Below are 12,995 nucleotides of genomic sequence, written 5' to 3' on the forward strand. Positions count from 1 at the left end.
AGAATTTTAGTGTTTGTTTTTCTAACAAAGAGGCGAGAGCAACACGTTTCGCTCTCGCCTTTCTTTCAAAAACACTTAAAGATTTAATATAATAAATCATGAAAAAGTCAAACATCATTATGTTAATTGCAGCTTTGCTGCCACTAGGACTCTTCCTGTTTCCTTTATGGAAAATTACTTTGGAAGCGCCTCAATACCCAACACCGTTAGGGATGTATATCTATATCAATGACTTTTCTGATGCCAATCCACATGATATCAAAAATATCAATTTGATGAATCATTATGTTGGTATGAAATATATACCTGAAGCCATACCAGAATTCAAAATTTTCCCAGCTGGAATCATCATTACCAGTATTTTGGGATTGCTCATTGCATTTAAGGGCAATTATAAATGGTTCTTATACTGGTTTATTTTAATGATAGTTTTAAGTACGGCTGGTTTGTATGACTTTTATCTTTGGGAACATGATTATGGACACAATCTGGATCCTAAGGCTATTATGAAATTCACCAATCCAGATGGTACTCAAATGGGTTTCCAACCGCCTCTGTTTGGAACCAAGGAAATTTTAAACTTTACGGCTCATTCTTATCCACGTTTGGGAGCCTTTTTTCTAGCCTTCGGAATTGCTACCTCTTTTACGGCCTATTTAGTAGGTAAAAAACAACATAAAAAAACTATTTTCAAGTAGTAAGGACATACACAAACACTAAAACACTAAAAATGAAAAGCGCTAAACACTTTTACGAACACTTAACCAATACAAGTGTAGTGAGTAAAACACTAAAGAATGTCTTATTGCTTCCGCTTTTTCTTGCTATAGTTGGCTGTAACGTAAAACCACAGCCTATCGATTATGGTAATGATGGATGTTATTTCTGCAAAATGACCATTGTAGATAAGATACATGCCGCTGAAATTGTGACTAAAAAGGGGAAGGTTTACAAGTTTGATGCTACAGAGTGCATGGTTAATTTCTCTAAAGAATTCGACACAAATGAAATTGCATTGTATTTGTCCAATGATTATATGCGCCCAGAAGTATTGACCGATGCCACCCAAGCCACTTTTTTAATAAGTGAAAATGTACCAAGTCCAATGGGAGCCAACTTATCTGCGTTTAGTAATCAATCTGACGCTGGAAAAGTACAGTCTGATAAAGGAGGTGACCTTTACAATTGGAATCAATTATTAGCTAAATTCAGGGAGTAAAATCATGAAAAAGCACCTAGCTTTTTTTGTCTTTGCCTTTATGGCTTACTTTGGTATTGCCCAAAGCGTTCAGGTGTGCAGTAGTTGCTCTTATAAATCTTTAAAAGAAGCTATTACTGCTGCTAATGCCTATGATACTATTTTGATTAAAAAGGGCACATATAAAGAGTGGAACATAAAGGTTGATAAGCCCTTGGTTATCATTGGGGAAAATTACCCAGTTGTAGATGGACAGTTAAAAGGCGAAGTAATAACTATAGTTTCTGATGATGTAGTTGTTGACGGCTTGTTCATTATCAATGTAGGAACAAGTTACACTGAAGATTATGCCGCTATAAGGGTTAAGAAAAGTAAGAATTTTGTCATTCAAAATGTAGTGCTGGAAAAATTGTTTTTTGGCATTTATTTGGAGAAATCCAATTATGGTAAGATATACCACAATAAAATTGTCGGGGATGCCAAGGAAGAATACAACTCAGGAAACGGTATTCAGTTATGGTATAGTAACCATATTGAGATTGAGCATAATTATGTAGTGCATGTTCGCGATGGAATTTATCTGGAATTTTCTGATGATTGTCTTATCAAAAACAATGTGAGTTCTATGAATTTGCGCTATGGTTTGCATTTTATGTTTTCAAATAATGACATTTACCAGGACAATACCTTTGAAAAAAATGGTGCTGGAGTAGCAGTCATGTTTTCAAAACATATAAAAATGTATAACAATATTTTTAGGGAAAATTGGGGAACAGCCTCTTATGGTATGCTTCTTAAGGAAATAAACGACGCTGAAATCAAAGGAAATACATTTCAAGACAACACCATTGGCATCAACATTGAAGGCTCCAATAGGATTACCTATAAAAACAATGATTTTATCAATAATGGTTGGGCTGTAAAAGTGCGTGGTGCAACGTATTCAAATCATTTTCTGGAAAATAATTTCCTTTATAATTCCTTTGATTTAGCTTATAACAGTAAAATAAACGACAATAGTTTCGATAGAAACTACTGGAGTAATTACACGGGTTATGACCTCAATAAAGATGGAGTAGGTGATGTGCCTTACAGACCTATAAAACTGTTTTCCTACATAGTCAATAAAACTCCGGAAACCATTATCTTACTTAGAAGTCTATTTATTGATGTTATAGATTTTTCTGAAAAAGTATCGCCAATTTTCACGCCCGATAATTTAGTGGATGAAAATCCTTTAATAAAGAGAATAACATGGTAAGCATACAAAATTTACATAAAGCCTTTGGAAAAAATCAAGTCTTGAAAGGTGTAGACCTAGAGATTGAAAAGGGTGGAATTTTTGCTGTGTTGGGACCTAACGGTTCTGGGAAAACAACACTTATCAAATCTATTTTAGGGATGGTGATTTTTGATAAAGGAACCATTGAGGTACTAGGGAATAATATCAAAAAAAATGCTGATTACAGAAGGCAGATTGATTATTTACCTCAGATTGCCAATTTCCCTAGTAATCTTAAAGTGAAGGAGCTAATCAAGATGATTAAGGATTTAAGAGGAAAAGCGTCAGAAGATGAAAGGCTTATTGAATTGTTTAAGCTCCAGCCTTTTATGGATAAGAAATTAGGGAATCTATCTGGTGGTACCAAACAGAAAGTAAATATTGTCTTGACGTTTATGTTTGATAGCCCGATGATCATTTTAGATGAGCCTACAACAGGTTTGGACCCTATTTCCTTGATTCGATTAAAAGGCTTGATTAAAGAGGAAAAAAAGAAAGGAAAAACCATTTTAATCACCTCTCACATTATGAGTTTTGTGGAAGAAATGGCTGATGAGATAGTGTTTTTATTGGAAGGAAATATTTATTTCAAAGGAAGCATTCAAGAATTGAAAAATAAAACTGAACAAGAAGATTTTGAACACGCTATTGCTTCCATTTTAAATCAAAATTATGTTTAAGATACTAAAATATAGTTTTTTTGACCTGATGCGTAGTCGCTGGAGTTACGTGTACTTTGGATTTTATTTGTTGCTGGGTGTTGTGTTGTTATTCCTTAACAACGATTTGTCTAAAGCTGTCATTACTTTAATGAATGTCATTATTGTTCTGGTTCCCTTAATTGGAAGCATTTTTGGAATAATGTATTACTATAATTCAAGAGAGTTTACTGAGTTGCTTCTGGCACAACCCTTAAAACGGTCTACTATATTTTTAGGTCAGTATTTAGGTGTAGCCCTATCACTTTCCATGAGTTTGATTTTAGGCTTAGGTATTCCCTTTGTTTTTTATGGCCTTTTTAAAAGTAGTGCCATTTGGGATTTCACTTTATTGTTGATAACTGGTACTTTTCTTACCCTTATTTTTAGTGCTTTGGCATTCAATATGGGGTTAAGCAATGAAAATAAAATCAAGGGTTTTGGCTATGCTATTTTGTTATGGTTGTTTTTAGCAATAATCTATGACGGGATATTTTTAATGTCTTTAATCGTGTTTGAAGACTACCCATTGGATAAACTCTCATTGGCTGGAATCATGCTTAACCCAATAGACCTCTCAAGAACTTTGATATTACTTAAACTGGATATATCAGCACTTTTAGGGTACACGGGAGCAGTGTTCAAACAGTTTTTTGGCACCAGTTTAGGACTTTTAATTTCCTTTACTATGCTATTTATTTGGGTCGTTTTACCAATATGGAGAATTGTTTACAAGTCTAAGAAGAAAGATTTTTAGTTAAACTGAATAATTATGAGGGAAATTTTAACATCAATTTTATGTTTATCTCTTTTAATGGGATGTAAAAATGAACACGGTCATAATGATAACAATGCAGTAAGCTCTGTAGAAATATATCCAATGGATACTTTGCAGCTAAAATTTGACAAAGGTGAAAAGTGGTTGGCTAATTTTGAAACTCAATTAGGTGTTGAAAAAATAGATTCCATAATTTCGGTTTTTAAGACAAAAACAATTCAGGATTATAAAACTCTTGGTGAGAAGCTGTCTAAACAAACAAGCTATATAATTAAAAACTGTACCATGAAAGGGGAGCCGCATGAACAATTGCATGTTGTTTTGGTTCCTATGTTGGATCAGATATCTATTCTTAAGGAGTCCAAAGATTTACCAAAATTGGAACAGGCAAAATCAAATTTAGAAGTACTTATAGATAAGTATATGGATTACTTTAAATATGAATAAATTTCTTAGGATTAAACTTGGTATAATTTATTTTTGAACGGTGAAAATAATAGCACAAAAACTAATAACATTGATCCTGGTAAGCATTTTATTGCTTCACAACATTAATACATTGGTTATTGTAGCAAACTTTATTGCAAACCAGGATTTTATTGCCAAAACACTCTGTGTACAGAAAGACAATCAACAAGGTTGTAATGGGAAATGTCACTTAAGAAAGCAATTGGCACAAAATGAAATAGATACTAAAGGCACAGCACCAATTCAAGAAAATAAGCGAATAGCCTTAGATGTGTTTTTTGTTTCAGAAATTAATGCAATTAAAAAACAGTGTGTTTCATCACTTAGTGTGAAGCATAATTTATTTTATAGATTGCCCATATTGAGTGAAAACATGGTTTCTGTAGAAATACCACCGCCTAACATTTTTTAATTCATTTACTGAAATACTTTCACACTTGTTTTAGCAAGCTGTGCAGGATTCCTCATATTTTTTAATACTCAATTGTGATGCCTGGGTTGGCGCTCATGTAAACTTTTGAAAAATCATAAATTGAATCAAGATGAAATTTAAATATATACTACCAATAATTTTATTGGCTCTATTTTCTGTGTCCTGTTCTGAAGATGAAAACGACGATTTTCAACCAAACGAAATAGAAGGACTAACTAAAATACAAGAACTTTCAAATGATACCCACGTGATAGAACTTTATAACAAAAGCGGGATGTTCTACACTGGATACAATGAAGTGATTTTGCGAATCAAAAATAAGTCAAACAACGAGTTTGAAGAAAACGCAAACCTAAGTTGGATGCCTATTATGCAAATGCCTTCAATGAACCATTCCTGTCCAAAATCAAACCCTGTAAAAGCAGCAGGGAAGAATACGGTTTATCAAGGATTTATAATTTATCAAATGACAAATGCTGATGGTTCAGGTTGGTCTTTGAATATAAATTATTCCATTGATGGAATAGATTATGTCGCCAGCTCTGATATAGTGGTTTTACAGAATGAATTGCAAAATGTAAGTAGCTTTTTGGGTAGTGACAATACTAAATATGTTGTAGCCTTTATGGAACCATCTCAGCCCATTATAGGTATAAATGATTTGGTGATTGGTGTCTATAAAATGGAAACCATGATGTCTTTTCCAATAGTGGAAAACTATTCCTTAACATTGGACCCTAGAATGCCTGGTATGGGGAACCATAGTTCCCCTAACAATACCAATTTGGTTTATAACCTCTCAGATAAAATGTACCACGCCAATTTATCACTCACCATGACAGGATATTGGGTGCTTAATCTTAAGCTATTAAACACCAGTGAAGAAGTTTTAAAAGGAGAAGATATTACAGAGTTAAATACACAAAGTAGTCTTTATCTAGAATTGGAATTTTAAGCCGTAACGAATAGAGCATAGGTGGCAATATCCTTTGCCATCTATGCTTCATTAAAGTTTAAATAGGATGAAAAAGGGTGTAATTTTATTATTGATAATCGCCAACGTTACTTTTTCTTTTGGACAGGATTCCATTCCTTCTATGGAAAAAGATACTACCCAACTGGATGAGGTCATTTTGATTACTCAGCGTAAATTGAGCAACTATCGTCAAGAAAAAACATTGTCCAGTATTGATGATTATCTCGAAAAATCCAATAGAGTAACCATGATAAAAAGGGGGAGCTATGCATGGGAACCTAGCTTGAACAATATGACGAGCGAACGCTTAAATGTAACCATAGATGGGATGTATATTTTTGGAGCTTGTACAGACAAAATGGATCCTGTAACATCCTATGTAGATGTGTCAAATTTAAAACAAGTAGTTATTTCTTCAGGGCAGGAAGGAACTGAAAATGGACATTGCATTGGCGGTGCAATAGATTTGCAGTTGCCTGAATCCAAATATTTCGATTTTGGGTTAAAGTCAAATGTTGATTTAGGTTATGAAACCAATGGGAACTATCGTATTGCTGGTTTGGATTTCGAATATTCGGCTAATTCGTTCTATGCAAGTATTGATGCTATTTACAGGAAGTCAGACAACTATAAAGCCGGGGGCGATGAAGAAGTTATGTACTCTCAATTTGAAAAATACAACATTTCTGGTCAAATGGGATATAGGTTAAACCCGAATAATAAATTGGATGCCAATATCATTTATGATAGAGCTGCCAATGTAGGTTATCCAGCTTTACCAATGGATGTGTCTCTGGCAGAAGCATTTATAGGTTCTGTAGCGCATAATTATCAAAACGATTCAACATTTGTGAACTATTGGGAAACTAAGTTGTATTTCAATAGTATTACCCACATTATGGACGATTCGCAACGACCTGATGTACCTATTAGAATGGATATGCCGGGATGGAGTGACACCTATGGTTTTTATAGTAAACTTGGTGTTGACAAGGGAAAACATGGAATGCTATTTAATCTAAATGGTTTTTATAATCGTTCACTAGCAGAAATGACCATGTATCCTAATGATGTAAATCAGCCAAGTATGTTCATGTATACCTGGCCGGATGTAAGAACTTTTTATACAGGCTTGTTTGCAAAAGATAACTATGTCATCAACGATAATGAAGAGGTGTCAGTTTCTATGCGATTGGGGTTCCATAATAATGAAGTGGCTGAAGAAGAAGGCTTGGAGAGTTTGAAAATTTTCTATCCTGAAATACAGGATTCCAAAAGCAGATTCTTACTAGGTCTATCTTCTGAATATCAAATAGAGATGAAGGAATACGATTTTACAGTTGGGGTGGGTTATGGAGAAAGAGCGCCTTCAGTAAGTGAAGGCTATGGATTCTACTTGTTCAATAGTTTTGACAGGTTTGATTATATAGGAAACCCTACTTTGAGTAATGAGAAATCATTGGAAGTTAATTTAAAGACCAACTACTATTTAAAACATTTTAAAGTTGGATTGGAATCTTCGTATTTTCATGTTTTGGATTATATAATTGGCGAAATAGATTCATCAATAAGTCCAATGACTATAGGAGCCAATGGCGTGAAAATTTATTCTGCAATAGACCATGCTTCTATTTTTGATTTTTATCTCAATACTAGCTATCACTTTGCAGAAAAATTCTTGTTAAACGCTTCTTTAGGCTATAATTATGGTAAAGGTAGTAACGGAGAAAATCTTCCATTGATAAAGCCGTTGTCTTATTTAGCTGAAGTTTCATATAGTACAGAAAATTTCAATGTAGCCATGCAGTGTGAGGGAAATGGCAATCAAAGTAAGTATAGTAGCTATTATGGTGAAGATGAAACACCAGCCTATGGTATATTTAATTTGAATTTTGGGAATGTGGTGTACTTAAAGTCAAATAAGTTGGTCCTTAAATACGGTATTGAAAATATTTTGGATACTAATTATTCAACATTTGCTGATTGGAATAATATTTCAAGACAAGGTAGAAATTTTTATATCAATATGTCAGTTGTATTGAATTAAACATTTATCTCCAAAATTCATCATCAAGATTATCATTGAATGGGTCTTGATGGTGAATTTTTTCTATTTCAAGAAGCTCTGCTTCTGTAGCTTTTTCTTGAATTTTTGGAAACAGAATACGCTCTTCAAAGCGTATGTGTTTATCCAATTCTTTTTTAATTTTACTAAGTGAAATAGCTTTGTTATTGGTGTCTGCAAACAATCTATGTAAATGTTTATGCTGGGAAAGAGCTTTTTTTACTAAATCGTCCTCATTTCCTAAAATGATAAAGATGTGTTTTTCTTCAAGTTCAAAATGAGGAATCAAATGATTATTATAAAACCATAAGGCATAATTCCAGATACGTTCAGGATTGATATTCTTACTGAAACCTGTTTGTATTTTCCAAGCCAACAATAGCCCATGATGATGCTCTCTGCTCAAAGGTTGTAAAGCTTTGTGCCTTTTTTGTGGTTTAGGTTGCATGGTTTTTTTGTGTTATTAAATTCTTGAGAAGAAACATAATTCCTAAAGGAAGAAAGATACTGGCAATAAATAGAAACATATTAAAATTTGAAATAATAGGCTCATTTGTGTAATATAGATAGCCTTGGACTAATAACAAGAATTCGGTTAAAACAAACCCTATAATAAAGCTATAAACTCCCACAGATGTTGCTGCAGATGAGGATATTAGTTTATTCCTCATCATAAACGCAAATAAAAATCCTGTGATCACACCCAGCATCAATAGGTGAATAAATCCAATAACATACAGTTTATGCTGGTAGATAATCTGTGAAAATTCAGGAAATAAAGAACCTAATTGCAAGACTGCTTTTAAGCAGAAACATAAACTAGAAAAACTGTACAAATAGATTTCTAGTTTACTAGTTTTTGCTAGGATGGTGTGGAATGAGAATTTGATAATTTTTAGAAAAATAAAAAGTGCTGTTATTTGAAAAATTACACCCAGAGCATTCAGCCAGTAAAATAGTTTATTCGGAAAATACCAATATAGAGGTAAGGCAAAAGTGAGCACTGTGGATAGAAGTAGTATCCTATAAAAAACTCTAAATTGTTTAGAGTCTTGAATGTTTAGAATATGGAAAAAAACACCAATGACAGCAAATAAAAACCAACCTTTAAATTGAAAATGAAGAAAGAACTGAATAGCCACTTGATAAAAATCTGAAGTGTTACCATAAAGGCCAACGGCTGGACCAAGACACCAAACACCAAGTGTTGAAACTGCCATAAAGAGTAAGGCTGTTTTTAGTAGTACTGAACTAACGTAGCTTTTAGCTTTTAACTTCTTCCAGATTAAGAAGATAAAAATATAACTACATATTATGTGCAGGGTAGAAAAGGTAATGGAAATAGCAGCATACCCTTGAAAGGGGAAGCTAAACATCATGCCCCAAACCGATACTTGTGTTGTCCAAAACAAGCGTATATAGATAGTCTTTTTCTCTTGGACAAAGTAATGAACAATAAGTATGTACAGCATTAAATAAGCCCATCCTAACATGGCAGTATGGGAATGGGCATGTGTGAAAAATCTATAGTTTATTGATAGTGGATAAATGCTTACAAACCGCAAAAGTAACCCCATCAATGCGGCTATTAAGAAGTTTGAAAGGCATATAGCAACTAGTTTTTTTGGCATTCATTTTTATTTACTCAAGATGAAAAGTAGTCTAATTTGCTTGTATTTCAAATTGTTTTTCAAGTTTGACTGCACCAGGAAATAAAATGTTGTTTTCTAAATGAATATGTAAATGAAGATCTTTTTCAAATTCATCAAGCATGGCAAAAGTAACCCTGTAAGTGTTACAGGCATCAACAGGTGGTTGATAGTTATTGGTTAACTCTGCAATTATTCTGAATCTTTCCCCCTCATTATCATGTTCGTTCATCATCATAGCTATGGGATTTTCAACTGTTCCGAAGGCAGGTTGCAATACCATTTGAGAATCTAATTTTGCTCTGACCAATTTTTTTATGAAAGGGAAGAGGATGAGCTCTTCTTTTTTCATGTGAGCTGTCAATTCATTGGAAGATGCAATGAATAGTTTGTTTATTTTAAAAAGTTCAGGATGTCTCTCGCCATGAACTCGACATAGCTTGTCTAAAAATTGTTTTAGAATAGGTATTTTTTCTTCAACATATCTGTGGTGTGTTTTTTCTATATAGTCAATCAATAGGTCAAGAGGCCAAGATTTATAGTCTATAGATTGATTTGAATTTGAATTGAGTACTATTTCGAGTTCGTCAACTATTAGGTTTTGGTCTATTCCTTTTTTTTCACACACTTCTTTTAAAGTTCGGTGCCCTTTACAACAAAAGTCTATGTTATATTTTTTAAATATGGCCGCTGTTCTGTAATCTTCGGCAACAAATTGGCCGATATTCTTTTCTTTTATTTTGATTGTTTTTTCCATGATTTTAATTAAGATAAAATTGTCCTATTTATAAATAAATTTTTTTTCAATTATCTAAATAGCCTTTAAAAAAGCACTTCCATTTTTAAGGTTTAAGGCTAATTCTTCTAAGGTTGTTGTTTCTAGCATACTCCTTAAGCCTCCTCTTATTTCAACAAATTTGTCGTGTACAGGACACGGGTGTTTTTCATTGCAGGTTTCTAAGCCCAAACCACAACCCTTGTAAATAGCATCACCATCAATAGCATTCACGATTTGAGAAAGTTTTATATTCGGAATGGAGTCCTTATCAATTTCAAAGCCTCCGTATGCCCCTTTTACAGAGTTAATAATATTATGTCTAACTAATGCTTGGAGAATTTTTGCTGTAAAAGCTTGGGGAGAATTAATCTCTTTGGAGATTTCTTTTGGATTTACTCTTTTTCCTTCATAAGAATTTTTAGCAATAAAAATAGCAGCTTTAATTCCGTATTCACAAGCCTTTGAAAACATTACCCAAATTTAGAGTGCTAAGATACGAAAATGGATTCGGATAAATATATCTTAATTCATTTTTTATGTATGGCAATTATGATAATTTCTAGATTGTTTCGTCCTGAAATATGGCTACAGGTTAAACATAGTTTTAAGCTGTTCAATTTCCTTTTGTAGCTTTTTAATACGTGTTATTTCGTCTTTTGTTTCCACTTTGATTCTGGTATTCATTAGGTCTTTACGTTCATATTTCCTGATCCATTCGTTGATGGTAGTAGGATTGATACCGTAAAGTTTTCCTAATTGGTTCTTGTTGAGTTTTTCAGTGGTAAGTTCGTCTAAAATTTTCAATTTAAACGATTCGCTGAAGCGTCTAATTACTTTGTCATTTTTGTACATAATTATTAAAATTATGTAGCCTTATTTCCGGACAGGTCAGTGATGGATAAGAGACAAAATACATGTGTTTCATGCGGTAAGGAACTAAAAAGGAAGATCAGATAAGCGGTTTTGCGATTTGCACTGTAAAAGTTCCTATCACTATCGGAGATCTTTGGAGGAGGAGCCAAGATTTTACAATAAGGTGGACAACCAACTAAAACAGAACCGACGCATTTTAAAAAGCTATAATAAAGCAGGCAAAGCCACCGTGAGGTCCAGCACCTTAAAGGATAAAGGGTTTGACCCTCATTTCTTTACCCATTACTGGAAGAATACTAAGGGTGATGTGTATCTATTTGTTTATGAGTATGGATTTCTAAAAAAAATGGAAAACCAAATAGAGAAATACGTATTGGTGCAGTGGCAGGATTATATGAAAAAGGGTAGGAGCTAAGTAGTTAATGCTTGGAATGGATACAGGTAAACCAATTCTTGCTTTACAATATCATAATACGGTTTTTTGCCATCAGCAAGTGGCTCACCGTTTTTAATTATATGGTACCTACCTTTTAGAGCTTTTAAGATTTCGACCAAGTCCTTTTTGGAGGCAGGTTTGTTTTCTTCCTTGGTTAAAAGATTAGACAGAGCATTTACCGTTAATGTTCCAATGGCTGCATTTGTAATATCAGCGGTGTTAACAGTTTGTTTGATTGGAGTTGGAACTGCCAATTGGTTTTCCAATTTTCCTGGCAAGGTTTCCCCAGTTGTCGTTGCTGTTTTTCTGGCATGGTACGCCTTGTTCCTACAAGTGTTGCTGCAGTATTTCTGTACCCTTCTACGTTTGGGTATAAATGATTCAAAACAGTATTTACAGGTATAATATTGGGTTTCTTGGCTCATTTTGCGTCAAATAAACGTTGGTTTTACGTTAAATATTTATTTTAAAGACTTTTTGCAATAGTTCCAGTTCTGCCTCTTCTTCAGTTATCAGGATTCGCTTTTCACGTTTCTTTTTGATTGCCTTTTGTGAAGAAGGCTCAACTATGTTGACTGCAACAACAGAATCATGCTTATTTGATTTTGATGCCTTTTGACCTTCAGCAAAAGCCTTTATGAACTTAATGGCGTCCACATTGTTCATTCTGTTTTCTTCATATAGAACAGAAAAATGTTGGTTCAATTGAGTCATGTGGTACTCTAGGAACCTGCATTGCATTTTAAAAATGGATACCAGGTTTTGATCAAAGTTACCCTTTTCAATATAATCAGTTAACCATTGTGTCAAGAGATGTATGGTTTTCGCCTGTTCAGTATATTTTTTTATCAAATAACCGAAAGCATCTTTTGATAGGGTTTCTTTCTTTTCGATCAATTGAAAGATATTTTTTTCTAGGCGGCCACTCTTGCCAAAGAAATAAACATTGTTACGATCTTCTCGCCATTTAATAGGGCCTTCATAGTGGTCTATTATCAAAACGGTATCTATCCATTCCAATTCTTCAAGTTTGTCCAATTTTGTCGAATAATCCGGTGGTATAACGTCTCTAGGGATTATAAATATCAATTCATCATATAATTTTGATGATAGATCAAAGTAGTCTTTATATAAAATACTTTCTTCCATGTTCTACAAGAAGGTTGAATAGTCTTGGGGCAGTTCTGCGTCAATATCCCTTAGATATTTTTCCAAAGCTCCCATCGATGAATGTCCAGTTATCAATAAAAGTTTACTTTTTGCCTCAAAAGGAGTGGAATCCTTGGCAAGAGCCCGATATAATTTGGTGATAAAGGTGTGCCTAAAACTATAGAGGCCGTAATCTTCACCTAGGTCAAAAT

17 protein-coding genes and 1 pseudogene are annotated in these 12,995 nt (G+C 33.6%); 10 read left to right on the forward strand and 8 right to left on the reverse strand.

The genetic code is table 11. From position 1 onward, the window contains the following. The first annotated feature begins 98 nt into the window (after positions 1 to 98). The 9 genes from LOK78_RS14830 (at position 99) to LOK78_RS14870 (ending at position 7,880) form a co-directional block, all read left to right on the forward strand. Entirely contained in the window at positions 99 to 698 is a 600-nt protein-coding gene (locus tag LOK78_RS14830) for a hypothetical protein (RefSeq protein WP_232635453.1), read from the forward strand. A gap of 32 nt (positions 699 to 730) precedes the next feature. After that, positions 731 to 1,219 carry a nitrous oxide reductase accessory protein NosL gene (locus tag LOK78_RS14835; RefSeq protein ID WP_232395097.1) on the forward strand — a complete coding sequence of 163 codons (489 nt, stop codon included), beginning with the start codon at positions 731 to 733 and terminating at the stop codon, positions 1,217 to 1,219. Positions 1,220 to 1,223: 4 nt separating this feature from the next. Further along, on the forward strand, positions 1,224 to 2,459 hold the full coding sequence (locus tag LOK78_RS14840) for a nitrous oxide reductase family maturation protein NosD (RefSeq protein ID WP_232395098.1): 1,236 nt from the start codon (positions 1,224 to 1,226) through the stop codon (positions 2,457 to 2,459). Further along, positions 2,453 to 3,160 (forward strand): ABC transporter ATP-binding protein, encoded by a 708-nt coding sequence (locus tag LOK78_RS14845; protein WP_232395099.1) that lies wholly within the window; start codon positions 2,453 to 2,455, stop codon positions 3,158 to 3,160. Before LOK78_RS14840 ends, LOK78_RS14845 begins: the two co-directional genes overlap by 7 nt. Further along, positions 3,153 to 3,935 (forward strand): ABC transporter permease, encoded by a 783-nt coding sequence (locus LOK78_RS14850; protein ID WP_232395100.1) that lies wholly within the window; start codon positions 3,153 to 3,155, stop codon positions 3,933 to 3,935. The genes LOK78_RS14845 and LOK78_RS14850 overlap by 8 nt, the downstream gene beginning before the upstream one ends. 15 nt (positions 3,936 to 3,950) lie before the next feature. Continuing rightward, a complete protein-coding gene (locus tag LOK78_RS14855; RefSeq protein WP_232405885.1) occupies positions 3,951 to 4,403 on the forward strand; it encodes a hypothetical protein in 453 nt (150 codons plus the stop codon). Positions 4,404 to 4,473: 70 nt separating this feature from the next. Further along, positions 4,474 to 4,836 carry a hypothetical protein gene (locus LOK78_RS14860; protein WP_232635454.1) on the forward strand — a complete coding sequence of 121 codons (363 nt, stop codon included), beginning with the start codon at positions 4,474 to 4,476 and terminating at the stop codon, positions 4,834 to 4,836. A 130-nt stretch (positions 4,837 to 4,966) separates the two neighbouring features. Next, positions 4,967 to 5,812, forward strand: coding sequence for a hypothetical protein (locus tag LOK78_RS14865; protein ID WP_232395103.1), 846 nt, complete (start codon positions 4,967 to 4,969; stop codon positions 5,810 to 5,812). Between the two features lie 67 nt (positions 5,813 to 5,879). Further along, positions 5,880 to 7,880 carry a TonB-copper family protein gene (locus LOK78_RS14870; RefSeq protein WP_232395104.1) on the forward strand — a complete coding sequence of 667 codons (2,001 nt, stop codon included), beginning with the start codon at positions 5,880 to 5,882 and terminating at the stop codon, positions 7,878 to 7,880. Between the two features lie 4 nt (positions 7,881 to 7,884). Here LOK78_RS14870 and LOK78_RS14875 read toward each other — a convergent pair whose 3' ends face one another. The 5 genes from LOK78_RS14875 to LOK78_RS14895 form a co-directional block, all read right to left on the reverse strand. Next, positions 7,885 to 8,346, reverse strand: coding sequence for a hemerythrin domain-containing protein (locus LOK78_RS14875; RefSeq protein ID WP_232395105.1), 462 nt, complete (start codon positions 8,344 to 8,346; stop codon positions 7,885 to 7,887). After that, positions 8,336 to 9,529 carry a hypothetical protein gene (locus LOK78_RS14880; protein WP_232395106.1) on the reverse strand — a complete coding sequence of 398 codons (1,194 nt, stop codon included), beginning with the start codon at positions 9,527 to 9,529 and terminating at the stop codon, positions 8,336 to 8,338. Before LOK78_RS14880 ends, LOK78_RS14875 begins: the two co-directional genes overlap by 11 nt. A 31-nt stretch (positions 9,530 to 9,560) precedes the next feature. After that, the gene (gene ric, locus LOK78_RS14885; protein WP_232395107.1) at positions 9,561 to 10,304 is read right to left on the reverse strand and encodes an iron-sulfur cluster repair di-iron protein; all 744 of its coding nucleotides are present in this window, start codon (positions 10,302 to 10,304) and stop codon (positions 9,561 to 9,563) included. 54 nt (positions 10,305 to 10,358) lie between these two features. Beyond that, entirely contained in the window at positions 10,359 to 10,796 is a 438-nt protein-coding gene (locus LOK78_RS14890) for an RrF2 family transcriptional regulator (RefSeq protein ID WP_232395108.1), read from the reverse strand. 114 nt (positions 10,797 to 10,910) lie between these two features. After that, the gene (locus LOK78_RS14895) at positions 10,911 to 11,177 is read right to left on the reverse strand and encodes a transposase (RefSeq protein ID WP_255673757.1); all 267 of its coding nucleotides are present in this window, start codon (positions 11,175 to 11,177) and stop codon (positions 10,911 to 10,913) included. Positions 11,178 to 11,361: 184 nt separating this feature from the next. Here LOK78_RS14895 and LOK78_RS16775 point away from each other — a divergent pair, with 184 nt between their 5' ends. Continuing rightward, the gene (locus LOK78_RS16775; RefSeq protein ID WP_336245956.1) at positions 11,362 to 11,613 is read left to right on the forward strand and encodes a hypothetical protein; all 252 of its coding nucleotides are present in this window, start codon (positions 11,362 to 11,364) and stop codon (positions 11,611 to 11,613) included. Here the strand turns inward: LOK78_RS16775 and LOK78_RS14905 are convergent. From LOK78_RS14905 to LOK78_RS14915, 3 genes and pseudogenes are all read right to left on the reverse strand, one after another. Further along, positions 11,610 to 12,059 (reverse strand): hypothetical protein, encoded by a 450-nt coding sequence (locus tag LOK78_RS14905; RefSeq protein WP_232395110.1) that lies wholly within the window; start codon positions 12,057 to 12,059, stop codon positions 11,610 to 11,612. The two genes, LOK78_RS16775 and LOK78_RS14905, sit on opposite strands and share 4 nt — an antisense overlap. 28 nt (positions 12,060 to 12,087) lie before the next feature. Next, complete coding sequence (locus tag LOK78_RS14910; protein WP_232395111.1) at positions 12,088 to 12,783, reverse strand: hypothetical protein; 696 nt, start codon at positions 12,781 to 12,783, stop codon at positions 12,088 to 12,090. Between the two features lie 3 nt (positions 12,784 to 12,786). Continuing rightward, a pseudogene (locus tag LOK78_RS14915) lies at positions 12,787 to 12,995 on the reverse strand (hypothetical protein); the annotation flags it as partial.

The sequence above is a fragment of the Mangrovimonas futianensis genome (genome assembly GCF_021245805.1).
Lineage (GTDB): Bacteria > Bacteroidota > Bacteroidia > Flavobacteriales > Flavobacteriaceae > Mangrovimonas > Mangrovimonas futianensis.